Here is a 23,817-nt window from a genome sequence, read left to right as displayed (position 1 = left end):
CATTCAAACTGAAGGAGGAACATATCATGGCCATGCAAACAAGAGCAGAAGTATTAGCGAAACTAAAATCAGAGGTTGCAGCGGGTAAGGTGTTGTTGGGAGCTGGAGCAGGGACAGGGATTTCCGCGAAGAGCGCCGAAGCGGGCGGCGTAGACTTAATCATTATTTATAACTCGGGCCGTTACCGGATGGCCGGGCGCGGATCTCTCGCTGGATTGATGGCGTACGGAGACGCCAATCAGATCGTGGTGGACATGGGGAACGAGGTGCTGCCGGTCGTGAAGCATACGCCGGTGTTGGCGGGGGTTTGCGGCACGGACCCGTTTCGGATCATGGATATTTTTCTGAAGCAGCTGAAGGAGCAAGGGTTTGCGGGCGTGCAGAACTTTCCGACGGTGGGCTTGATTGACGGCGTATTCCGGGCGAATCTGGAAGAGACGGGCATGGGCTATGATCTTGAGGTCGAGATGATCCGGAAGGCGCATGAGCTGGATTTGGTGACCACGCCGTATGTGTTTAACATCGATCAGGCGAAGAAAATGGCCGAAGCCGGAGCCGATGTTCTGGTTGCTCATATGGGTCTTACCACGAAAGGCACCATAGGCGCGAAAACGGCACTGACGCTCGACGACTGCGTGGACAAGATTCAAGCGATCTGCGATGCCGGAAAAGCCGTCAACCCGGACATTATGATTCTGTGCCATGGCGGTCCGATTGCGGAGCCTGAGGACGCGGCGTATGTATTGTCCAGAACCCATGGGGTGGAAGGATTCTTCGGAGCATCCAGCATCGAGCGTTTTGCCACCGAGGTTGGCATCAAGCAGCAGACAGAGGCATTCAAGAATATTTCGAAATGAAGTCGTAAGCTGGAAAAAGCATGGTTATGATCCTAAGGAACGCAGAAGACTCCCGTCAGGGAGTCTTCTTGGTGTTTTATTGTCCGTTGGACTGAACCAACAAGGCCTGCAAGCGAATTGAAAACGGCGCATGAAATGGACATCCTCTTTCGCGCCCGGCGGCTCGCCTGTCGTCCGGATCAATCATCATCCTTGCGTTTGCTCTTGGATGCAGCCACGGCAAAGGCAATAACGACAAGCGGAATGAAGATAAACCATGGGATCGTAATCGTGGTCCCCAATAGCAGGGCAAACAGCAGCAATACCACCATGCCAATGATCAAGTACAGGCAGCCTCTGCCGAACGTCTCCATCATCCATCATCTCCTTTTGAGAAGGATAACGTAATGGACAAGTCGCAGGTTTCGCAAAACATGGCAAAAAGGCAGAAGCCTTGCCCTTGCCATCACGCCCTTTCCGGTCACGCTGACAATGAATGAAGGTTTCCACCCAATCACAGTGTAATGTATGAAAAGCATACCAGATCAAGATCAAATTTTTTATCGCTGTTCATCTTTTGCGTTCATTTTATAATCCTTCAAAGCGCTAAGATTGGCCCGGGAATTTCCAAGCGGCGGCTTTTTGTCGCCTGGTTCCGGAGGCAGACGGTGAAGCACTTCCCGAAGCAGGGCATGATTCTCCCACACGATTTCATGAATTTCGCCCACCGTATAGAATAAGGCGCCCAAGATTGCGCCGCCAATAAGCCAAGCGATGCCTGTCAGCCAATTGCCCTCCATGATAATATGAATGATGACTCCGCCGATAAAACCGCCGATGAACCATACAGCGCCAAGCGTCTTGAACAGTTTCGACATGCCGATACCTCCATAGGGATGATATCATCAATCGTACCAAAAAAAGTAAGTCACGGATATGGCGCAATACGAACGCAGAGACCTCAACTGCTGGAGGCTTAATTTTGAATAGAGGAAGCAATCATGATAGTATCAGGGGATGAACCAGTGGATGAAGGGGGCATATCGATTGTGGCCAATATTAAAGAGATAGCCAAGCTTGCAGGCGTGTCGGTATCAACTGTATCCCGGGTGCTGAATAACCACCCTTATGTCAGAGAAGAGAAGCGGGCACGCGTGCTGGAAACGATGAAGCAGCTGAAATACGCCCGGAATATGAATGCGGTCCATCTGATTACAGGGAAAACGATGAATATTGCCATCATGCTGCCGTTTATTAATCATGCCTACTTCTCCTTGCTGATGGAAGGAGCCGGCCAAGAAGCGCTTGCCGCTAGCTATCGCCTCATCCTGTGCCAAACCGGGTATGCGCCGGATAAGGAAGTGGAAGTGCTGGAGATGCTGCGCAACCGCGAGATTGACGGCATCATTATTCTATCGTCGGCCGTGACGCCTAAACAGATCGAAGCCTATTGCGCTTACGGACCGATTGTATGCTGTCAGGATGCAGGGGAACGCTTATTTTCTTCTATATATATAAACCATGCTGAGGCATTTCGCAGTGCCATGCGTTATTTGATAAGGCGGGGACATCGCCGCATCGGCTTCACCGTAGGAAGACTGGACAGTCCGAGCACGAGAGCACGCCAAGCGGCCTATGAAGAAGTGCTTCAAGAAATCGGAGAGCCTTACCGCGAGGAATGGATCCTGGACGGTTGTATTGATCTCGAGGACGGTGCAGCGATTATGGATCGGCTGTCGGGCATGGAGGAACGTCCCAGCGCCATATTGGTGACGGGTGACCATGTGGCCGCCGGGTTAATCTATGAAGCGGAGAAAAGAGGGTTGTCCATCCCGCAAGAGCTGGCCGTCATCGGATTCGACAACCAGCCGATCGGCAAAATGCTGGGCCTTACTACGATCGATAACCGCCTGTTTGATATGGGTACGGAGGCGTTCAGGATACTCTATGCACATATTCAAGGGGAGCAGAAGGAGCCGATTCGGAAGGAGCTTGCTTTCGAGCTGATTGAACGTTCGTCGGTCTAATGGCTGCAAAGCCAAGTTATAACAAACGGATTACAAAGTTCGACAATTGTGATATTCTAATCTATGCAAGTGCTTTGTTTCACAACGCTAAACGTCTGCACGATTTGCAGGCGTTCTATTCTGTATCATAGAAGGGAAAGGAGCATATCAAACGTGGATGCCCTTACACAGTTTAAAAAAGCTTCCCGAATCAAAGTGATCCCCGTCATGCTGATTCCGGTCGCTTTGGGAGCGCTCGGGGCTTACGTATGGACGGGTACATTTCATATAGGCCTTTTTTTATTGACCTTGATCGGGAGCGGCGCTGCCCATTTGTTCTCCAATATGGTGAACGATTTATGGGACTATAAGAACGGAACGGACACGGAAGCGCATGAGCATGTAGATGCGATCTCCACCAACTCCGGGTTTTTGACCAAGGGGGTCTGGTCGCTCCGTAAGTTCGAGATCGTCACCTGGACGCTGTTCGGGATCGCGGCGTTGAGCGGCATCATCCTCAGCTTGATCAGCGGCTGGTGGGCTTTCGTCTTTGGTGGACTCGGCGGGTTGATCGCTTACTTTTACGTCGCACCGCCGATTCGATTCGGTTATCGCGGCAAGGGATACAGTGAAATTGCGATTTTGCTGTCCTTTGGTATTTTGCCGGTGATGGGCGCATACTACGTTCAAACCTCACATATGGATGTTCGGGCCTTGCTGCTGTCACTGCCCATCGGGCTGCTGACAACGTTGATTTTGTTCAACCATCACTTTTTGCATTGGCAGGCAGACCGTCAGGCCGGGAAGAAGACCCTGGTCGTGGTATGGGGCGAAAAGAGAGCGCTGAACTTCTCGCGAGTTCTGCTGCTGCTGGCCTGCCTCTCCTTGATAGCCTGCGTATTGGCCGGAGCGCTCCCGCCTTACGCACTGATTGCGCTGCTTACGATCATTCCGTTGTATCTTGTCTATGGAAGGCTGAAGGACAGCAACCGTTCCGAGGCGTATTTACCGCTGATGGGCGCGTCAACGATGACCACCATGCGCTGCGGCGGCGTGCTGATCCTGTCATTGATCATTCAGGGAATCATTCAGACTTTGTAAGGAAGAAGGGGAAATAGATGGAACAACAACGCGTTTTTGGTGATTTTCACTCCATCCTGTCCGAGAGCGGGACTTGGAAGATCGGCGGGTTCCCGCTACCGGACGGTTCATTCTGGGAATATCGCGAGCCGAATGCGGTCGTTATCGTTCGCAATGGCATTCTGTACGTACGCGCACCGCTGAGCCGTCAGAATAACCAGATCCAAATTCTCGATAACGCCAAGCATATGTATTATTCCAACGAAGAAGTGGACGTGCCGGAATCCGGCGAGGTGACCTTCGAGCTGCAAATTCGGGCCCGCACCCAAGGTACGGTTCCCGGCGACTTGTATGACGGCTACGTATCTTTGAATCTGCTTGATTTCAGCACCGGCGCGGCACTGGACTTTTTTGCTTCGAACGACAAATACGCCAGCGTGTATGCGGTCCTGCCGTTCCCGGGCGTGCAGGTGCCGGAATCGGACAAGACCCGTTACTTCTGCATTTTCAAAGAGGAAGATACGCACTTTGCGCCGCGGGAATTCAACACGTACAAAATCACGTATAACCGTGCCGAGGACGAAGCTATCTTCTACGTGAACGGCGAAGAGATCCGCCGGGAGAAAAACATCCCGATCAAGTTCAACAAATTCACCATCGCGCTTGGCATCATGACCGAAAAAGACCTGACGCCGGAGGGCAGCGTATCCGTGCATGGACAAACCGTCATTGCCGAATACTCTCCCGTGACGGTCACGATAAAAGAGTAGACTTATATAATTTTAAAAAAGATCATGCCCATCTGTTGGGCATGATCTTTTTTAATTCGTGAGAGAAGGAAGGCCTGCAGCAGCATTGTTCGAGGCCGAATCGGGGACGCTGAAAGCCCCTGAAAGGCCGAAGAAGCCGAGCCGGCAAGCCTGTGAGTCCCAAGGGGAATCACAGCATGTCCGGCCATAAACCAGGCAAGCTGACCGTGTCGAACTGGTCAGCTTAGCCCCTTCCCCGCCCCGCCCCAAAAAGCCATCCCTGAAGAAAGGGATGGCTTTGTTTGCGGGAAAGATTGGAGGCCGGGCCCAAGAAAAGAGGATGTATCCGTGGAGGAGACCTGGCGTTCGCCTTTGAAACCGGGAAAATACCGCAAAAATATCATCCTGTTTTCCTGGTTTCAACAGCGACCGAAACGGATACATCCTCCCCAGACCAGGCCGACTAATCTTGACATCCAAAAAAGAAAGCCATCCCACAAACCATGGGATGGCTTTCAACGTTATTTCAGATCTTCAATCGAATTGGCTTCCACGTAAGACGGAACCACCAGTCCGGTTTTTACGCCTTCCATGTTGGCGCCAAGGTCTTCCACTTGGTCCTTGAATTTATCCCAGTAGTCCGCATGCGTCAGCGGCAGCCAAGCAGCCACGGTGGCGTCCACGTCGCCGTTGGCAACGCCGGTCCACATAGGGCCTGCTTCAACTTGAAGGGCTTCAACTTTGTAACCCAGCTTTTCTTCCATGATCACTTTCAGCAGGTTGGTGCTGGCAATTTCGGAATCCCAAGCCACATAACTGAATTTGAAGCTTTTGCCGTCAACCGGTTGAACGCCTTCGAGCCAAGCATCGACTTTCTCAGCGTTGCTGTCCGCCCATTCTTTAGCTGCAGCCTCAGGGTCTTGGCCTTCTTGGATCGCGGTCATAATCTGACCCATATCGTCGGACGTCCACTTGAAATTGCTCAGGAACTTATAGGCTTCCGGATGATCTTCCTGAAGTCCAAGGCGGGCAACGGTGTGGATCTCTTCCGCTTCACCGTAAACCTTCTTCGGATCTTCCAGATACTTCAGATCGTATTTGGCGAACATCCAGTGCGGAGTCCAACCGGTAATAATGATCGGATCTTCGTTCTTGATGGCTTTATCGAGAGTTGCCGTCATGGCCGCGCCGGAACCTTCGATCAGTTTCCAGTCGGTCAATCCATATTCCTCAATCGCAGCAGCCGTTGCTTTCATAATACCCGCGCCAGGATCAATACCGATGATTTCATGTTTGACTTGATCGCCGAGGGAAGCGGTGGAACCGCCATCAGCCCCGTTGTCCGTCGTTCCATTCGAGCCGCCGTTTCCGCCCTGACCGCAAGCGGACAGGACCAGAATAGCGGCCAAGCTAAGCAGCAACCAAAACTTCTGTTTCTTCAAATTAAGCACCCCTTTTTTTCGATTTAAATATATTTTGTGTAAAGCGGTCGAGGACAATCGCCAAAATGACGACAGCCAAGCCGGCTTCAAACCCTTTACCGATTTGCAGCTGCGTTACCGCGCGATATACCTCGGCACCGATACCTTGGGCGCCGATCATCGAAGCGATAACCACCATCGACAACGACAGCATGATGGTCTGGTTAATGCCGGCCATCAAGGTTGGCATGGCCAGCGGCAGCTGAACCTTGAACAATTTCTGCCCGGAAGTCGAACCGAATGCATCCGCAGCTTCAGTCAATTCGCCGGATACTTGCATAATGCCGAGGCGGGTCAGGCGAATCGTCGGCGGAATCGCGAAGATAACCGAAGCGATAACTCCCGGAACCACGCCCAGACTGAAGAATGTGACGGCAGGCAGCAAGTACACAAATGCCGGCATGGTCTGCATAAAGTCCAGAACCGGTATGATCACGCGGGATGCGGACTTGCTATAGGCCGCCCATATACCCAGCGGAACACCCAGTATGACCGAGATCAATGCCGCCGTGATGACCAGACTGAGCGTGCTCATCGTCTGTGACCAGTAGCCCAAGTTGTCGATCAGCAGGAAACCGATGGCCGTGAACAAGGTTAACGGCAGACGGCCCAGCAGGTAGGCAATGACGGCCAGGATGACGATGAACAGATACGGATGAGGCAGCATGAACAAATCCGTAAACAACTGCACAACGTTCTCGATAATGAAAGAGATGGCGTCAAAGAATCCGGAGAACACGTCTCCCATCCAATCGACCAAGGAATCAACCCAGCTGGCAAGAGGGATCTTAGGCATCTTGCGTCACCTCCTCGCTCTTGGTTTCTCCGGCCAAGGCACCAAGGACGGCACCGCGGACGATAACGCCCATCAGTCGGCCGGTATCATCCACAACGGCCAATGGCACTTTGGACATGCTCGTAATTTCAAACAATTCATTTAGCAGCGTGTCGGGTCCGACGCTCGGTCCGTCCGTGATGAGAATATCCGCAAGCTTGCGGTTATTCTTCATGGCATCCGATGCATCTTCCGCCGTAATGACGCCGAGCAGCTTCTTCGAACGGTCGATCACGAACAGGTTCGAGATGCCGCGTTCACGCATAAGCTCCAGCGCAACCCGAGGCCCGCGATCCATCGTGATGGTTTCCGGACGGCGCATAACCCGTGAAGCGGTAAGCACCTTGGATAGATCCACGTCTTCCACGAACCGTTCGACGTAGTCGTTGGCAGGCTGGGTCAAGATTTCCTCCGGCGTGCCGATCTGCACGATCGAGCCGTCCTTCATCAAGGCAATGCGGTCGCCGATCCGAAGAGCTTCGTCCAGGTCGTGGGTAATGAACACGATGGTTTTTTTCATTTTGTCCTGGAGCTCGATCAATTCGTCCTGCATGTCTCTGCGAATGAGGGGATCCAGTGCGCTGAAGGCTTCGTCCATCAGCAGAATCTCCGGATCGTTGGCAAGCGCACGGGCCAGCCCGACGCGCTGCTGCATGCCGCCGCTGAGCTGATCGGGCATTTTTTCCTCCCAGCCCTTCAAGCCTACAAGCTCAAGCGACTTCATGGCCGCTTCGCGGCGTTTGCTCTTGTCTACCTTCTGAATCTCCAGACCGTATTCCACATTGTCCACAACCGTGCGATGGGGGAACAAGGCGAACTTCTGGAACACCATGCTGATTTTTTTGCGGCGTACTTCCCGCAGCTGTTCCTTGTTCATTTTTCGCAGGTCCTTGCCGTGTATCAAGATTTCGCCCGATGTCGGCTCAATCAACCGATTTAGCAAACGGACGAGCGTAGACTTCCCGCTGCCCGATAGCCCCATAATCACGAAGATCTCGCCTTCCTGAATATCGAAGCTGACACGGTTAACGCCAACCGTTATATTTTTCTCTTTTGCAATTCGCGCTTTACTCCAGCCTTGCTCAAGCAATTGAAGCCCTTGTTCCGGGTTCGCGCCGAACAATTTGCTGACTTTGTTAACTTGCAGAATAGCCAAAAGTACTCCTCCTTTTATTGTATAGAGACGCGTCCATTTGTCCGAGTCTTTGCCGATGTCGTCTCGTAAACCCATGTCACCCATTGTAACAACCGATACGTAAAGTATCAAACGTTATATCCGTACATAAAGTACGTACAGTAAAAACTGTACAAAGTTATCCTTTGAAATGCTCTCATATGCTCCGATATCCTCCAAAGCGATCTTCTTTACTTTTAAAATAGCTTTCCCTACAATAGATCAGAGAATGTGTGTGGATTCGGCTTGTTTAGATTTCATTGAGATCGTTCACACTACACTTCGAGTCCACCTAGTTTTGTTATGTTGACATGACTTCTTGGATGGCTACAGTATAGAGGAGGCTGCAAGCATGGGCTTGTACCATTTAGATGATGAACGGCAGGCAGCCGTGCAGAAGATTCGTAAGCGTGTCATTGAAAATATTGGACGGAATATGGACTTGTACGGCATTCCACACTCAACGGGACATTTATACGGATTACTTTATTTTGCGGATAAACCGATGAACCTGGATGAAATGGGACAGGAAATGAAGATGAGCAAAACGAGCATGAGTACAGGCGTGCGGACGCTGCTCGATTATAAAATGGTCAACAAGGTGTGGGAGAAGGGCTCCCGCAAGGATTTATATGAAGTGGAATACGATTGGTATCAGACCTTCTTTGATTTTTTCGATATTAAATGGCGTAAATCGGTGGAGAGCAACATTCTGGTCCTGCGCAAAGCGCTTGACGAAACGGAGAAGCTCCGCAAAGCCCATGAGGATGACGAAGAGCTGGTAGCGGTGCTGCAAGAGGATCAGGCGAAGATGCGTGAGGCTGTTGCTTATTATAAATGGCTGGAGCGATTGATCGATACTTTCGTGGATGGCGAAATCTTCAACTATGTGCCGAAAGAGCCGCCTGAGGGCAAATCCTGATCTTGAATATGGGGAAATTCCCCAGTATAATGTGAAGTAAGGCAATGCTTACCTAAGAGGTACAACCTGATTTTATCGGGTTGTGCCTTTTTTTGTTATATGGCGCTGCCTTAAGCGAATAAACCGCATGTTAACCGCACATGTGGTGCAAAAATAATCAGGAGGGGTTAGAATGGTCAGTATGTCCTCAAGAATGGTAGAGATCGCAGATTTTCCATCGGTTAGCTTAAGCAATACCCGGAGTTTGTATGTATATCTTCCACCCAGTTATCACGAGAATACGGAGAAGCATTATGCCGTACTCTATATGCATGACGGGCAGCACGTATTTTCAGCGGATGAGCGAGGCGGCTCATGGGATATGCACGTCACCGCGGATCGGCTGGTTTCCGAGGGGCGGATGGAGGAAATTATCATCGTCGGCATCGCCACGGTTCCCCATCAAAGGCTGAACGAGTATTTCCATGACAACCCACGGATGCATCAGGTGTTCGATCCGCCGTTTGCCGGCGAACGGTACGAAACCTTTATCATTGAAGAAGTGATGCCTTATATCAACCAGAATTTTCGAACGTTGAGGGGCCCGGAGCATACGGCTATGATGGGTTCGTCCGCGGGCGGGATCGTCACCTACAACATCGGTTTCCGGAGGCCGGATGTGTTCGGCAGCATTGCGGTCATGTCGCCTTATTTTGTCAGAGCCCAATTCGATGAACGGGGCGAACTGAAGGAACATCCCTTTTATGAAAGATACGGTACGCACCCGAATCTTCGGATTTGGCTGGATATGGGCGGTGCTGAAGGTGTTTTCATGGAAAAATACGCCCGGGAGGAAGCGGAACGCTTGGTTCAGGACGGTTTTGTGCCGGGGGATGATCTCATGCTGTTCCTGGATCCGGGAGCAGCTCACAGCCAAAGCGACTGGGCAGGCAGAGCGCACGCACCGCTGCTGTATTTTTTCGGAAACATTGGTGAACCGGTCTCGATCAAGCTGGATGGCGACGGCGTCGCAGGGGTAAACGGCCCCGTCAAGCAACTGAATCCGGTCATTACATACGACAGCGGATTTGTTCAAACGTTGATGAATGGAACATATCATGTTGAGACTCCGGAATTGCTCACGATACTGCCGGACGGAACGCTAAAGCCTCGAACTCCCGGCAGCACCCGGATTACGCTTCAAATGGGAAGCTTAAGCGCGGATAAAGAGATTACGATCGTTGAAGAACTTCCGGAATTCGTGAAAGTCGCGATTGAGGTGAAGGTACCGCCTGCAACGCCCGTTTCTCCCATGATCTATGCCGGATTTGAGATTCCGTACAGCGGAGAGGGCGTTTACAGGGGAAGCGCGATGGTACCGCATGGTTTGTCTTTTACGTTCAAGGTATCGCGAGGGTTTGGATTGCATGAGAAGATCGGAGATCCCAAAGTGAAACGGCGTTCATTTACGGCAACGTCCGACTTGGAGCTGTTTTACGAGGTTGAGGACTGGGATGTTTAAAAGATGGATTGGCAATTGGAGGTTGAATCAGCATGACCATCAGATCAGCAAGACCACAGGATGCGGGTGCGGCAGCCAGGCTGCTGTATGACGCACTGCACGATGTAGCTCATCGGTTAACGGGGGAAGACAGCGAAGAGAAAGCGCTTGAAGTGCTGGAGCAATATTTTCGGGCGGACGAGGGCAGGCTCAGTTACCGTCAGTCTGCCGTGGAGGAGATCGACGGCGAGGTGGCCGGCATCATCGTTGCTTACGGCGGCGATCAAGCGGCCGAATTGGACCGTCCCATCTTGGATCGGCTGCGGAAGCTGAAGAGCGACCCTACCGTAACGCTGGATCAAGAAGCGGATGAGGATGAGTACTATATTGATACGTTATCCGTTTCCCCGCAATTTGGAGGCAAGGGAATCGGTTCGGCGCTCATACTTCATGCGGAGAACAGGGCGAAGGAGCTTAAGTACCATAAAATTGCCCTCGCCGTGGTGACGGACAATCATCGTGCCCATTCCTTGTACGACCGAAAAGGATATAAAACGGATAAGGACATCATGATTAACGGGCATGTTTATCATCATATGGTCAAGCCCGTGTAGAAAAAAATAAACAATTAATAAACCGCCTATTTACAAATGGTAATAGGTGGTTTATTATTGTGACATACCGATCTAGAAAATTAGATTGATAAACTAAATTAGATCAAACGAAAATAATCGTATGAATAACAAGTTTAGAATGAATAATTCAATTAGAATGGAGAGCTGCATGATGGATCATGATCAAAATCAAAGCATCGAAATATCGGTGGAACAAGCGAAGCTGCTTGGCAGCGCCCAGCGGGTGAAAATTCTCGGAACCATGCTGGATACGGCCAAAACCTCCAAGCAAGTCGCGGATGAATTGGGAGATTCGCCGGGAAGCATCCACTATCATATCCAGAAGTTATATGACGGCGGACTGATAGATTTGGTGGAGACCCGAACGGTCGGCGGCATCGTTGAGAAATATTATAAATCCAAAGCGAAGTGGTTTAACACCAAGGGAACGCAAACGATGGACCCGGTTCTTGCCGAAGATTACGACGCGGCGACCCGAACCCGAATTAGCTTGAGGCTGCAGCTGAACGCCGACCAATATGAAGAGATGACAAAGGAATTCAAGGAACTGCTCGAAAAATGGGTGAATAAGACCATCGCGACCAAAGGGGAAGACAGCAAGGAGTATGCCGTTGGGATCAATGTAGTTTCGACGGAAACGTCCAAATAGGAAGGGGCCTCACAGCCTCTTCTCCTAAACGATAAAATTTAAAATAAGGGAGTGTTTCTCTGTGGACATTTTAAAGAATCGCAATTTTCTGCTGTTGTTCATTGGCCGAATCCTTACGAATATCGGTGACAGCCTGTATGCTGTAGCCGCCATGTGGCTGGTATACGATCTGGGAGGTTCGACGCTGTATACAGGGCTTGCCGGCCTCCTCTCGATTCTCCCCCGGATCATTCAATTGTTATCCGGCCCGATGATCGACCGCGTTCCCATACGGGGGCTTCTGGTGTACACCCAGTTCATTCAAGCGCTTCTTCTGTTGATCGTTCCGCTTGCATTTTATTTCGACTTTCTGACGGTCGGCCTTGTACTGGCGATTACACCGATTCTATCGACGTTGAATATGTGGGTATATCCGGCCCAAATGTCGGCCCTTCCTAAAATTCTCGAAAAGAAGCAGCTGACGCAAGGCAACTCGCTGTTCTCCCTGGCCTACCAAGGCATCGATGTCGCTTGCAATGCCATATCCGGTTTATTGATTGTCGTGCTGGGCGCAGTATCCCTTTACTTATGGAATTCCATTGGATTTTTCGTCGGAGCTTTGTTATTTGCGCAATTGAAAATCAAGAAGTCCACCAATACTTCTGATAACAACGATAATAAAACAACGGTTAAAGAGTCGGTTACTTCAAAAACGATGCAAAAGGCTCTCGGCGATTATTGGACCGACATGAAAGAAGGTCTCCGTTACATCCTGGCAACCCCGCTCGCACGGGTACAGATGGGGATTATCGTCATCAATGCCGCAGGCGGCGCTACCTTCACGGTTATGCCTGCGTTCGCCGACAGCCTCGGCGGAGCCGGCGTGTACGGAATCTTGCTCATGGCCCAGGCTTGCGGAAGCTTGCTGGGAGCGATCCTGGCTCCGTATTTGAAGCTGGAGCGCCTGCCGCTTGGATATCTTTTTGCCGGAGCGTTTTGTTTATCGGGTGCTGCCTGGTGCCTCAGCGTGTTCACCCCTTGGACCTGGCTTGTCGTTTTGGTGTACGGCCTGGCATGGTTTCCGGGAGGCATTACGAACGTCATCATCAATTCGGTCATTCAGAAGGCGATACCCGAGAAAAGATTGGGCACGGTGTTCGCGGCAGCAAGCGGACTCAGCGGAATTGCCATGCCGCTTGGCAGCCTGATTGGAGGTGCCCTTGGCGTGGTTGCGGCAAGCTCCTCCGTTATCGCGGGATGCGGAATCGCCGTGTTCTGCGTAGGAATCTTCTGGGTCTTCGACTCGACCACCCGCAGCCTTCCGTCACCTGACCAAGTGGACGAGGAATGGTTCGCGCCTTATACGAATGCATCGCCTGAGAAGTCCGTCTCGTTGCATGCTGCCCATTAAGATGGCTGACTTGGATGAGGTTGATGCTTGTTGAAGAATAAGTCTCGGATAGGGAAACCCATGCTGCAATTTCAATAACGAGCCCCGGATGAATCGGCGATCGAATGGATTCATCCTGGCTCGTTTTTTACGCATTGACCGATCTTAAGCCCGCGCCGCAGTCCGCTGTAATCATGCTTGTCAGGCTAGTCTGCATAATGTGACCAAGTCCCTCATAGACATGTATCAATCAAGTCAAAACAAGTGTTGAAGGGGATGATGACATGCGCCGGATTTCATGGGTGCTGCTCGCGGTAGTATTATGCTTAACAACAATACTGGCGGGATGCGGGAAGAAAAATGCAGACAGCGTTGTGAAGGATCTGGGCAAGGTGGCTGATAAGCTGGAAAGTGCCAAGGGCGCTTACCAGGGAGCGGGCGTTATGACCATACATACCGGTTCGGCGCCGCAGGAGTATCAGGTTGAGGTATGGTACCAATCTCCATCTTACTATCGGATCAGCTTAACCAACGGGCAAAAGGATATTACGCAAATCGTGCTTCGCAACGATGACGGCGTGTTCGTACTGACGCCAAGCTTAAATAAGAGCTTCCGCTTCAAGAGCGACTGGCCGGATAATCAGGGGCAGGTATATCTGTATCAAACGCTGCTTAGCAGCATTCTGAGCGACAATACGCGCCAGTTTGCCGAGGACAAGGACAGCTACGTGTTTGATGTAGCCGCCAACTACCACAGTCATTCCTTGATTCGTCAGAAGATCTGGCTCGCCAAGGACAACTACACGCCGAAACAGGTACAAGTATCGGATTCGGAAGCCAATGTCGTCGTTGAAGTGAAGTTCAATACCTTTACATTCGATACGAACCTAACCAAGGATTCGTTTGATACCAACAAGAATCTGAGTGCCATGAACGATGCGAAGGGGACGATTGCGGAAGTGGACGAGAACGGGGTACCGGTGGCTTCCACTACGGAGGGGAACGGCGCTCAGGGAACCGAGGGCATGACGGAAACGGCTGGAGGCGGCGACATGGGATCCTTCGGCATCATCTATCCGGAATATGTGCCTGCAGGGGTTACGAACAAGGACACCATGGAAGTTCCGGAGAGCAAGGACCATGCGGTTATTCTGAAGTACGACGGCGTATACCAATACACGATCATGGAATCCAGACCGTCGGATCGTGCGGTTTCACTCGTTCCGGGCGAAGCGGTGTATATTGATTTCACGACGGTCGGCCTGCTCACCGGCGATCAGCAAAGAACGCTGACTTGGAGTTCGGAAGGCGTGGAATACCGGATCACGAGCGCTAATCTGCCAGTCGAAGAAATGAAGAAAGTCGCTGCTTCCATGCAGGGAGAATCGGGTAAATAATACGAAGTAGGCGGATACCAAGCATTGAAGGAGGGCAATCTTCCGACAATGAGGCCATTCGCCTATTTTCTCCAAATAAAGGAATTAGGGCAGGGGACTTCATCGATATTTTGCAGATATTCCGACGTTTCACCAAGTTTCGCCGTCCGGATGGAACCACGAGCTCCATAAATAAGCAGTTTGTCTCAATTGACAGTTGCTCCCGGGAACATTACCATTAATCTATTGTAAAGCATAATGCTTTTTTCAAAATGGTAAGAAGGTGACTGGAATTGCAAGCGATATATCGACCTACCCTGGCGGAAATCAACCTGGACCATCTGCGCGCCAACTATAACGCTTTTCGTGAGGCGCTGCCGGATCACATGAAATTGCTTGCTTGTGTGAAGGCGAACGCCTATGGTCACGGAGCCGTAGAAGTGGCACGCGAACTTCAGCAACTGGGTGCGGCATACTTAAGCGTGGCTTTCCTTGATGAAGCGATTGAACTTCGGCAAGGCGGCATCTCTGTCCCGATCCTGGTGCTCGGTTATACCCCACCGGAGGCTGTAGGGATCGCTTACGAGTATGATGTAACCATAACCCTGTTCAGTTCGGAAGTGCTCCAAGCGATAAAGGCACTGCCGGTCAAGCCGGAGAAGCCGCTTAAGGTACACATCAAGATTGACAGCGGAATGGGTCGTTTGGGCCTGCTTCCCGGCGAAGATGCGATTTCTTTTATAGAAGAAGCGTTTTCGCTGCCTCAGGTTGTGGTCGAAGGAATGTTTACCCATTTTGCAAGAGCGGATGAAGAGAACAAAGACTATACGTTGGGACAGTATCGCCGTTTCCAGGGCGTTGCGGACGCTCTTCGGGATAAGGATTACCATATCCCGATCATACATACGGGCAACAGCGCTGCTGCGATCGATACACCTGAACTATCCTATAATATGGTTCGTGTCGGCATCGGCTTGTACGGACTATATCCTTCGGACGAGGTGAATCGAAAGACAGTGAGCCTCCGCCCTGTCATGACGCTAAAGACAAAGCTTGTCTACGTCAAAAATTTACCTCCGCATTCCGGCATCAGCTATGGGACGAAGTATGTAACGGAGCAGGAAGAACGAATTGGAACCCTTCCCATCGGTTATGCCGATGGCTTCTCTCGTATGCTGAGCGGTAAAGCGGAAGTGCTGATACGCGGCCGCCGCGTCCCTGTAGTCGGAAATATCTGTATGGACCAATGTATGGTATCGCTCAAATCTTTCGCCGAGGAGGCGGAACAAATCAAAGCTGGTGAAGAGGTTGTACTCATCGGCCAGCAATCTGGCGAATGCATTACGGCAGATGAGCTGGCAGCCAAGCTGGGGACGATCCACTATGAGGTCGTCTGCATGATTGCCCACCGGGTACCGCGCCTATATATACGCGATGATATACCGGTAAAGACCGTAAACGCGCTCTGGAACAACCTTTAAAAAAGCATGTCGCCATAAGTTATTTATTCAGGAAAGAAGGAATACGTACAGATCTTCCCGAATTAGGAATATGTCGTTTAAGTCTGTACGAAAGTGTCGATTGTAGTTTATAATGATATGCAGCATACTTGATATACCTTCGGCATATATATTCTTTTGTATAATTTTCCTTGAATAATGTAATACTGGTGCACAGGGCGAGAAGGTTGTGGGGGTGTAATAGAAGGTGGCCAATATGCAGAACACCAAACGAATCATGATCAGTTTACCGGATCATCTTTTGCAGGAAGTGGACGGGATCGCTCAGCTGGAAAATTCCAACCGCAGTGAGCTTATTAGGCAGGCCATGAAGTTGTACCTGAATGAACGGAAGAAACGTTACATTCGTGAATCCATGCAGCGGGGTTATATGGAAATGGCCAAAATCAACCTGACCATGGCTTCTGAGGCGTTTCACGCGGAGGAAGATGCAGACAACACTCTAGACCGCTTAGTAAGCGGGGTGTAGACAGTGATCGTTAAACGGGGCGACGTATTTTTTGCGGATTTATCACCTGTTGTCGGTTCTGAGCAAGGCGGCGTAAGGCCGGTCCTTGTGATTCAGAACGATATCGGCAACCGGTTTAGTCCGACTGTGATTGTTGCAGCCATTACGGCACAGATTCAAAAAGCCAAGCTGCCGACTCACGTCGAAATCGACGCGGCGTCGCATGGATTTGACCGGGATTCCGTCATTTTGCTAGAGCAGATCCGGACGATTGATAAGCAGCGGCTAACCGACAAAATCACCCATCTTGATGATGAAATGATGAGCAAGGTGGATGATTCCCTGCAAATAAGTCTGGGCTTGATTGATTTTTGATTCAATCCAAGCGTTGCATGTTCCACATAGAACGGTTACGGCCAAAAAACCCTCAAGGAATAACTCCTTGGGGGTTTTTATGTGGAGGCGAGGCGCGTTTATCCCTTAGGGCGATCGATTACGCGTTTGTAGGTATGAGCACGTATGCCGTCGTGACCGCTGCTGCAATGAACAGTAGGCAGACAACGGACCAGGCAATCGCATGTTTGTCATTCATCGAAGGTGACCTCCCGATCGTAATGGAGTGTGGATATCCGGCAGCAGCATGTTCGTAGTAACAGAATATAAGCCGAAACTTAAAATCAGATGAATTGGACATTAAATGCAGCTTAAAGCCTTGCGAAGTGAGCGATGTAGTGGAAATGAGCGCTTAAGTTTGGGATAATAGCAAATATAGTTTCATTGAAGAAAGAGGGATATCATTGTCTGAATTAGAAGCTGTTGTGGAAGTAAATGAAGAACAGATTCGCAAGGAAGAATCGAAACGGATCGTGAAGCAGATCGCGAAGGAGCTTCAATTGTCCGAGAAACAGGTGCGCACGACCGTTGAACTTCTGGATGAGGGCAATACCATACCGTTTATTGCGCGTTACCGTAAAGAAATGACAGGCGAACTGGATGAGAACCAATTGCGTGATATCGAGGAGCGGACAGGCTATTTGCGCAATTTGGAGGTCCGTAAGCGGGAAGTCATCCGCATCATAGAAGAGCAAGGCAAGCTGACGGAAGAACTGAAAGCATCGATTACGGCGGCCGTGAAGCTGCAGGAGGTGGAAGATCTCTACCGTCCGTATAAGCAAAAACGAAAGACGCGGGCGAGTGTCGCCAAGGAAAAGGGACTCGAACCGCTGTCGGAGTGGATCTGGTCGCAGCCGAAGCAGGCCGATGCGATGGTGGAGGCTGCGAAATATATCGATGAGGAGAAAGGCGTGGCTTCGGCGGAAGAGGCCCTCCAAGGCGCGATGGATATATTGGCGGAGAACATTGCCGATGATGCAGCCGTTCGTTCCTGGGTACGCCGGTTCAGCCTGGATCATGGCATTTTGACGTCGGAGGCGAAGGATACCGAAGCGGAATCCGTGTACGAGAACTATTACAATTACCGGGAATTGGCGAAGAAAATGCCGCCGCATCGGATACTGGCCATTAACCGGGGCGAACGCGAGAACATATTAAAGGTGGGGCTGGAGGTTCCTTCCGAATCCATACACGGGTATATCGGAAAGCAGGTGCTTAAAGGGCCCTCGGCCGTGACGGACATTCTGACGGCGGTGATCGAGGACTCCTACAAGCGCCTCATAGCCCCATCGATAGAGCGCGAGGTGCGCGGGGAGTTGACGGAAAAAGGGGAGAACCAGGCGATCTCCATCTTTGCGGGGAATCTGCGCAGCTTGCTGCTGCAGCCGCCGGTGAAGGGGCGCCGCGTGCTGGGCGTCGATCCGGCTTACCGTACCGGATGTAAGCTTGCTGTAGTCGATGACACGGGCAAGCTGCTGGAGGTAGCCGTCACGTATCCGACGCCGCCGGCCAACAAGAGGCGGGAGGCTGCCGCGAAGTTCAAGGAGCTGATAGCGAAATACGGAATCAAGCTCATTGTCATCGGGAACGGTACGGCATCCCGCGAAACGGAGCAGTTCGTAGCGGAAGAAGTCATTGCGGAGCTCGCCGACCCTGAGCTTGCTTACCTCATCGTTAACGAAGCCGGGGCAAGCGTGTATTCGGCCTCGAAGCTGGCGCAGGAAGAATTCCCGGATCTGGATGTGGCCGAGCGCAGCGCGGCCTCTATTGCACGCCGCGTGCAGGATCCGCTGGCCGAGTTGGTGAAGATCGATCCGAAGTCGATCGGCGTGGGCCAATATCAGCATGACGTAACCCAGAAACATCTGGAGGAAAGCTTGAAAGCCGTCGTGGAGTCCGCGGTGAACCATGTCGGGGTGGACGTGAATACGGCATCGCCATCGCTGCTCTCTTATGTGGCCGGCATCAATGCAACCATTGCGAAAAATATCGTGAAGTACCGGGAAGAGAACGGGAAATTTGTCAGCCGGAAGCAGCTCCAGAAGGTTCCGCGTCTCGGTGCCAAGACCTATGAGCAGTGCGTGGGTTTCATGCGGATTTCGGAAGGCGAGAACATCCTGGATCGTACTCCGATTCACCCGGAATCCTATGCGGTGGTTGACCGTTTGTTCCAGGAGCTCCAGGTTGGCCTGGACAAGCTGGGAAGCAAGGAGCTGGCTGAGCTGCTGGATGCCCAGCAACCGGAGAGCCTGGCCGTGAAGCTTGAGGTGGGCGTGCCGACGCTTCGCGATATTCTGGACAGCCTGCAGCGTCCGGGACGCGATCCGCGGGAGGAACTGCCGCTGCCGATTTTCCGCCAGGACGTGCTGAAGATCGAGGATCTTGTGCCGGGAATGGAGCTTCAGGGAACGGTACGCAATGTCATCGATTTCGGAGCCTTTGTCGATATCGGCATCAAGAGCGACGGCCTGGTGCATATCTCCCAGCTGAGCGATGGATTTGTTAAACATCCGATGGATGTCGTCTCCGTTGGGGATAATGTTACCGTGTGGGTGCTGAACGTGGATTTGAAGAAGGGGCGCGTCGGATTGACGATGCGCAAGCCGAAAGACCAAGGATCGAACTAAAATGAGCTAAAAAAGAGCCGTATTCTCCTTCTGGGAGAAACGGCTCTTTTTTTGGGTTCTTTTTCTCATCATTGGCTGGGTCGACTGCGAATAGAGTTTATTCTGGAGGAAGGTTTAGTCATGACTCAGTTTTAGAAGCAGGACGTTTTTATCGTAAGCATGTATGTTGCAATATACTGCCCAGCTTAAACGCACGCCTATTTCCCGGGCTCTGACTGCTGCTTTTTCTTCGCCCGAAAGCGTCTGACCTTCATCAGATTGCCGCACATTTTATCGTCGCAATAACGTTTGGAGCGGTTTCGCGTATCGTCGTAATACACCCAGAGGCAATCCGGATTGGTGCAGATGCGAAATCGGGACAGCTCGCCTTGCTCGATGGCTTGCGCAAAGGAGCCGGCGATCTCGGCAGCGGCTGCTTGCAGGCCTGGATTTTGCGGTATATAAGAAAGTACCCCTTTTTGATCCTCTTCGATCTTGAGCTGCCGAATGACCGGCCCTGTCGCCATCCAGCGGTTCAATTCCTCTACTTGCTGGCGGGAAGGTAGGGTACCTGCAACGATGCGCTGAACGCATAATCGCAGGAAGGATCGGAGCTGCCGGAGAAGTTCCAGTTCATCCGAAGTCAGCGGAACGGCGACGTGGAGCTCATGCTCGCTAATAAATTCAGTGAGCCAATCCTCCCGGGCGAGCCGGTCCACGGATCGGCCGCTGCCTCTCCAGTCATGCCATTCGCTGTTTATAAAATCATCCCATAACATGAAGCTCATCCTTTCTTGTCTCATCATTGTAACAAGTAAATATATATGTTGCTAGTTACTTGTATTGGGATCTGAAGTGTGTTAGTTTTTATGTAACGCTCTATTTTATTTATGGTAGTTACATTCAAAGCGGAGGCGATGGACATGAACATGAAGGAATTGCTGCTGCAAAACTGGAATTATGCGATGGATCAGGAGGATTGGTATCCTCCGATTCTACCGGCGCTGAAGGAGGTTACGCTCGAGCAGGCATTGTGGAAGCCGGAAGGGGAGGCGGCGAATTCCATTTGGGAGAACGTGCAGCATTTGCTGTATTATAAGGAGCGTTTGCTCGGCAGATTGGAAGGGAGACCGCTTCATAATGAAGGGATAGGAAACGACGAGACGTTTCTGATCCATGACACCAGTGAGGAGGCCTGGGATACGGCCCGGAAGCAGCTTCAGGAGGTTCATGCAACATTAAGACAGAAGTTCGAGGGGATGACGGAAGCCGAGATCGAAGAATCGCCGCAGCGGATACTCAGCTTAATCATGCATGACGCCTATCATACGGGGCAAATCGTTTTTATTCGGAAGCTTCAGGGCTCCTGGCCAGCTAGACGAAGCGAATTATAGGAGCGGATTCGACGGATGCAGTCCACCTATTACCATGCAAAAATAAGCCGGACAGAGCGTCCGGCTTATTGTCAAACCTTATGGATCGATTGCAGGCCCTAACGGGCATTCGAATTTTCTTCACCCGGGGAATTCCGGTAAAAGTACCAGCATTCGTTCAGCAGCTTGATCTGACGTCTGTCCTTCTTGCGGAAAGCGCGTGTCAACTGATTGCAGAGCCATTGCGGCAAGGGTATCTCCTCCTCTTGCTATTTCCATCTGTATGGATAGCATATGGGGAAAATGCCCAAAGCGTGCAGGTCTACCTCGATTATTGCGCTTCTTCCTCGTACCATTGCTCGAGCTGAGCTTGAAGGGCCCGAATTTCGGTAAGCAGCGAGATGAGCGGATATTCCTTTTCGTTCAGGGAAGCAAAGGCCTGCTCAAGCTCATTTATGTATTCAAGACCACCCTGAATGCTCAGCGATTCCTGCATCAAATCCAAATGGTCGCATTCGGCTACGGCAAGAGGCAGCTGAGGTTTGCCTGCTGCGGTGAGTTTATCGATTTCCTTGTTCAGGCGTAAATTCAGGGCACTGAGCTGGTAAGCATAGTCACTGGGCATTTCGACAAAGAACAGCTCGTCCTGACCCTTTAAAATAACGTAGCGCATGTTCGGCATGATTGCAGGTTCTCCCTCCATACTTTCTACTTGACAGTGTAGCCCAGAGAGAAGTTAAAATTCAAGTAGCATTTATCAGGGCAAAGGAAGGATCAGACATAGTGACAACGAACGAGATGAGTAATGAGGAGCTGCAGGCCTGGGTCGAGAAAATCTCGCTGGAGAGCTTTCGGGTTCCGTTCAGGCATCAGGCTACGTTTAACCGGCGATTGTCCTCGACCGGCGGCCGCTATTTCATGAAAAGCCATCATATCGAGATCAATCCGCATCAGCTGGCCACGCACGGCAGGGAAGAGGTGGAGAAGATCATCAAGCATGAGCTGTGCCATTATCATCTCCACATTGCGGGCAGGGGATATCGCCATCGCGATGCCGATTTCAAGAAACTGCTGCAGGCCGTTGGTGGAAGCCGTTTCTGCAAATCGTTGCCGAAGGGCAAGGCGGCGGGCCGACGTCAACCGGAACCGTACCGATACATGCTTCGCTGCGGCGACTGCGGGACGGAATACCTGCGTAAACGGAAGATGGATCCGGCCCGGTATCGGTGCGGAAAGTGCGGCGGGCGTCTAACGCTTCTGAAGCTTGACTCCCCTAAGAAGTCATGATAAATTATTAGTATTCAACTTCACGTTCCCTGATAGCTCAGTTGGTAGAGCACTCGACTGTTAATCGAGTTGTCACAGGTTCGAGTCCTGTTCGGGGAGCCATATGGAGAGATACCCAAGTGGCTATAAGGGGACCCTCTGCTAAGGGGTTAGACTGCGTAAGCGGTGCGAGGGTTCGAATCCCTCTCTCTCCGTTGTATTACATCGAAGAAAGCTCCCATCACCAAGTGGGACTGCCCCCCGTTTGTGAGACAGGGATCAAAACACCTTGCAAGTTTAAGCAGCCAGTTGCCGGAAATGAACCGGTGACTGGTTGTTTAGTTTTGTTTGAATGCGAATTGAGTTATAGTAAGTAATGTAGTCTCGAACGGTCTGCTCGACGATTGCCGTCGTCGTACAGGTTAAACCTTCGAGATAGAACGTTTCAGACTTTAGCGTGGAATGAAACGATTCGATGGGGGCATTATCAGCGGGCGTACCCTTGCGGGACATGCTCATGGTAATGCCTTTTCCCTTTACAGCTTCTTGATAGGCCTGAGAGGTGTAGACGCTGCCTTGGTCGCTATGGAGCATGGTGCCCGACAGGGTGGGCAGTTGAGCCAACGTGTCCAGGACAAACTCAGTGTCTTGCTTGTCAGATATACTGTATGCCACAATCTCTCCGTTAAACAAGTCCAAGATGCTCGACAGGTATAACGTTTTTCCGCCAAACGGCAAATACGTAATGTCTGTTACGAGTTTTTGCATAGGGGCATCGGCCTCAAACTGACGCTTTAACAAGTGTTCTGCGATGTAAGCTGGCTGCCCTGTAGGTTTGCGTTTCTTCACTCTGACACGACATTGGAGCCCCTCTCGCTGCATAATACGCTGCACACGTTTGTGATTTATACTTTGCTCTGTTCGGAGGAGCGCGGTGATCTTCCGGTAACCATACCGAAATTTATGATGAATGCAAAGTTCTCGGATTTTCTCCACCGTTGGTTCTGGACCTTTTGCTTCCACAGTTGCTTTCCAGCGATAATAGGTTGCTCTTGCAATCCCAAGCCATGCACAAGCTTGCGTCACCGTGACTTCTTCTCGAATGGACTCGATCCAAGCAACGACGACCTCGGGTTTCACCTCCTTTCTAACTCCGTGTACTTTTTTAGCAGGTCCAATTGCTGCTTTAAAAATCGGTTTTCTGCCTGTAGTTTTTCTAACTCTGAAGAGTATTCTGGCCCCTTCCCGTAGCTATATTGCTTACCCACAGGCTGCTCCAGCCGATGTACGTCACCTTCTCGATACCACTTCATCCACACCTTTAGCTGTGTCTTATTCCGTATCCCGAGTTGCTCCATGACCTCTCTAACCGGAACTCCTTCTAATCTCATTTCAATAGCTTTCATCTTAAGTTCGAATGGGTAGCTAACTCTTGTTGCCAACGCAAAAACACCTCCAAGGTTATCTCCATATCTTACGACATGGTTTAGTTCTCTTGAAGGTGTTTTAATTTGTCTCACGCTTTGGGGTCAGTCCCAAGTGATCGGGAGCTTTCTTTGCATAGGGATGAGAACCCTGATAGGGTTCGTCGGAGCTTAATCAGCGTTAGGGATACTTCT

General features: G+C 51.1%; 25 protein-coding genes and 2 tRNA genes. 18 read left to right on the top strand and 9 right to left on the bottom strand.

From position 1 onward, the window contains the following. The first annotated feature begins 26 nt into the window (after positions 1-26). Positions 27-857, top strand: coding sequence for a phosphoenolpyruvate hydrolase family protein (locus tag MHI43_RS26685; RefSeq protein WP_015737269.1), 831 nt, complete (start codon positions 27-29; stop codon positions 855-857). A gap of 179 nt (positions 858-1,036) precedes the next feature. Here the strand turns inward: MHI43_RS26685 and MHI43_RS26680 are convergent, their stop codons facing one another. Both MHI43_RS26680 and MHI43_RS26675 read right to left on the bottom strand, forming a co-directional pair. Further along, the gene (locus tag MHI43_RS26680; RefSeq protein ID WP_015737268.1) at positions 1,037-1,213 is read right to left on the bottom strand and encodes a hypothetical protein; all 177 of its coding nucleotides are present in this window, start codon (positions 1,211-1,213) and stop codon (positions 1,037-1,039) included. 183 nt (positions 1,214-1,396) lie between these two features. Further along, positions 1,397-1,714 carry a hypothetical protein gene (locus MHI43_RS26675; RefSeq protein ID WP_009593992.1) on the bottom strand — a complete coding sequence of 106 codons (318 nt, stop codon included), beginning with the start codon at positions 1,712-1,714 and terminating at the stop codon, positions 1,397-1,399. Positions 1,715-1,885: 171 nt separating this feature from the next. Between MHI43_RS26675 and MHI43_RS26670 the strand changes: the two genes are divergently transcribed. The 3 genes from MHI43_RS26670 (at position 1,886) to MHI43_RS26660 (ending at position 4,692) form a co-directional block, all read left to right on the top strand. Continuing rightward, on the top strand, positions 1,886-2,863 hold the full coding sequence (locus MHI43_RS26670) for a LacI family DNA-binding transcriptional regulator (RefSeq protein ID WP_015737267.1): 978 nt from the start codon (positions 1,886-1,888) through the stop codon (positions 2,861-2,863). 153 nt (positions 2,864-3,016) lie between these two features. Further along, complete coding sequence (locus tag MHI43_RS26665; protein ID WP_015737266.1) at positions 3,017-3,943, top strand: prenyltransferase; 927 nt, start codon at positions 3,017-3,019, stop codon at positions 3,941-3,943. A 17-nt stretch (positions 3,944-3,960) separates the two neighbouring features. Then, positions 3,961-4,692, top strand: a complete 732-nt coding sequence (locus tag MHI43_RS26660) for a DUF6081 family protein (protein ID WP_015737265.1) — start codon at positions 3,961-3,963, stop codon at positions 4,690-4,692. Between the two features lie 500 nt (positions 4,693-5,192). Here the strand turns inward: MHI43_RS26660 and MHI43_RS26655 are convergent, their stop codons facing one another. From MHI43_RS26655 to MHI43_RS26645, 3 genes are read right to left on the bottom strand one after another with little or no spacing between them, the layout of a single operon-like run. Then, positions 5,193-6,113, bottom strand: a complete 921-nt coding sequence (locus MHI43_RS26655) for a glycine betaine ABC transporter substrate-binding protein (protein ID WP_015737264.1) — start codon at positions 6,111-6,113, stop codon at positions 5,193-5,195. A gap of 1 nt (position 6,114) precedes the next feature. After that, positions 6,115-6,948 (bottom strand): proline/glycine betaine ABC transporter permease, encoded by an 834-nt coding sequence (locus MHI43_RS26650; RefSeq protein WP_015737263.1) that lies wholly within the window; start codon positions 6,946-6,948, stop codon positions 6,115-6,117. Continuing rightward, complete coding sequence (locus MHI43_RS26645) at positions 6,941-8,143, bottom strand: glycine betaine/L-proline ABC transporter ATP-binding protein (protein ID WP_015737262.1); 1,203 nt, start codon at positions 8,141-8,143, stop codon at positions 6,941-6,943. Before MHI43_RS26645 ends, MHI43_RS26650 begins: the two co-directional genes overlap by 8 nt. Positions 8,144-8,513: 370 nt before the next feature. On the opposite strand from MHI43_RS26645, the gene MHI43_RS26640 reads away from it, so the two are divergent. From MHI43_RS26640 to MHI43_RS26595, 10 genes are all read left to right on the top strand, one after another. Further along, positions 8,514-9,083 carry a transcriptional regulator gene (locus tag MHI43_RS26640; protein WP_015737261.1) on the top strand — a complete coding sequence of 190 codons (570 nt, stop codon included), beginning with the start codon at positions 8,514-8,516 and terminating at the stop codon, positions 9,081-9,083. A gap of 172 nt (positions 9,084-9,255) precedes the next feature. After that, a complete protein-coding gene (locus tag MHI43_RS26635) occupies positions 9,256-10,584 on the top strand; it encodes an alpha/beta hydrolase-fold protein (RefSeq protein WP_015737260.1) in 1,329 nt (442 codons plus the stop codon). A gap of 32 nt (positions 10,585-10,616) precedes the next feature. Beyond that, a complete protein-coding gene (locus tag MHI43_RS26630) occupies positions 10,617-11,177 on the top strand; it encodes a GNAT family N-acetyltransferase (RefSeq protein WP_015737259.1) in 561 nt (186 codons plus the stop codon). Between the two features lie 169 nt (positions 11,178-11,346). Continuing rightward, on the top strand, positions 11,347-11,847 hold the full coding sequence (locus tag MHI43_RS26625) for a winged helix-turn-helix domain-containing protein (protein WP_015737258.1): 501 nt from the start codon (positions 11,347-11,349) through the stop codon (positions 11,845-11,847). 61 nt (positions 11,848-11,908) lie between these two features. Continuing rightward, on the top strand, positions 11,909-13,237 hold the full coding sequence (locus tag MHI43_RS26620; RefSeq protein WP_036665195.1) for an MFS transporter: 1,329 nt from the start codon (positions 11,909-11,911) through the stop codon (positions 13,235-13,237). 263 nt (positions 13,238-13,500) lie between these two features. Then, on the top strand, positions 13,501-14,613 hold the full coding sequence (locus MHI43_RS26615; protein ID WP_036665197.1) for an outer membrane lipoprotein-sorting protein: 1,113 nt from the start codon (positions 13,501-13,503) through the stop codon (positions 14,611-14,613). A gap of 272 nt (positions 14,614-14,885) precedes the next feature. Next, a complete protein-coding gene (alr, locus tag MHI43_RS26610; protein ID WP_015737255.1) occupies positions 14,886-16,073 on the top strand; it encodes an alanine racemase in 1,188 nt (395 codons plus the stop codon). A gap of 226 nt (positions 16,074-16,299) precedes the next feature. Next, on the top strand, positions 16,300-16,581 hold the full coding sequence (locus tag MHI43_RS26605) for a ribbon-helix-helix protein, CopG family (RefSeq protein ID WP_028406492.1): 282 nt from the start codon (positions 16,300-16,302) through the stop codon (positions 16,579-16,581). A gap of 3 nt (positions 16,582-16,584) precedes the next feature. Continuing rightward, complete coding sequence (locus MHI43_RS26600; RefSeq protein WP_006212388.1) at positions 16,585-16,935, top strand: type II toxin-antitoxin system PemK/MazF family toxin; 351 nt, start codon at positions 16,585-16,587, stop codon at positions 16,933-16,935. 422 nt (positions 16,936-17,357) lie between these two features. Beyond that, complete coding sequence (locus tag MHI43_RS26595; protein WP_015737253.1) at positions 17,358-19,580, top strand: Tex family protein; 2,223 nt, start codon at positions 17,358-17,360, stop codon at positions 19,578-19,580. A 197-nt stretch (positions 19,581-19,777) separates the two neighbouring features. Here MHI43_RS26595 and MHI43_RS26590 read toward each other — a convergent pair whose 3' ends face one another. Beyond that, positions 19,778-20,338, bottom strand: coding sequence for an ABATE domain-containing protein (locus MHI43_RS26590; protein WP_015737252.1), 561 nt, complete (start codon positions 20,336-20,338; stop codon positions 19,778-19,780). 144 nt (positions 20,339-20,482) lie between these two features. Between MHI43_RS26590 and MHI43_RS26585 the strand changes: the two genes are divergently transcribed. Further along, entirely contained in the window at positions 20,483-20,953 is a 471-nt protein-coding gene (locus tag MHI43_RS26585) for a DinB family protein (RefSeq protein ID WP_015737251.1), read from the top strand. Between the two features lie 98 nt (positions 20,954-21,051). Here the strand turns inward: MHI43_RS26585 and cmpA are convergent, their stop codons facing one another. Next, complete coding sequence (gene cmpA, locus MHI43_RS26580) at positions 21,052-21,183, bottom strand: cortex morphogenetic protein CmpA (RefSeq protein WP_015737250.1); 132 nt, start codon at positions 21,181-21,183, stop codon at positions 21,052-21,054. An 80-nt stretch (positions 21,184-21,263) separates the two neighbouring features. After that, positions 21,264-21,614 carry a hypothetical protein gene (locus tag MHI43_RS26575; protein ID WP_015737249.1) on the bottom strand — a complete coding sequence of 117 codons (351 nt, stop codon included), beginning with the start codon at positions 21,612-21,614 and terminating at the stop codon, positions 21,264-21,266. 116 nt (positions 21,615-21,730) lie between these two features. Between MHI43_RS26575 and MHI43_RS26570 the strand changes: the two genes are divergently transcribed. From MHI43_RS26570 to MHI43_RS26560, 3 genes are all read left to right on the top strand, one after another. Then, a complete protein-coding gene (locus tag MHI43_RS26570) occupies positions 21,731-22,219 on the top strand; it encodes a SprT family protein (protein ID WP_186326543.1) in 489 nt (162 codons plus the stop codon). 26 nt (positions 22,220-22,245) lie between these two features. Next, positions 22,246-22,321 (top strand) — tRNA-Asn (locus tag MHI43_RS26565). Between the two features lie 3 nt (positions 22,322-22,324). Then, positions 22,325-22,413 (top strand) — tRNA-Ser (locus tag MHI43_RS26560). A gap of 82 nt (positions 22,414-22,495) precedes the next feature. Here MHI43_RS26560 and MHI43_RS26555 read toward each other — a convergent pair. Beyond that, positions 22,496-23,640 (bottom strand): IS3 family transposase gene (locus MHI43_RS26555; RefSeq protein WP_085982514.1). Its coding sequence is split into 2 segments (ribosomal slippage): positions 22,496-23,346 and positions 23,346-23,640, totalling 1,146 coding nucleotides; the frame shifts between segments, so codons are not numbered across the junction. Positions 23,641-23,817: the final 177 nt, after the last annotated feature.

Source organism: Paenibacillus sp. FSL H8-0457 (genome assembly GCF_038051935.1).
GTDB lineage: Bacteria > Bacillota > Bacilli > Paenibacillales > Paenibacillaceae > Paenibacillus_AQ > Paenibacillus_AQ lautus_A.
Note: the sequence above shows the minus strand (reverse complement) of the source record. Positions and strands in the feature narration are given on the sequence as shown.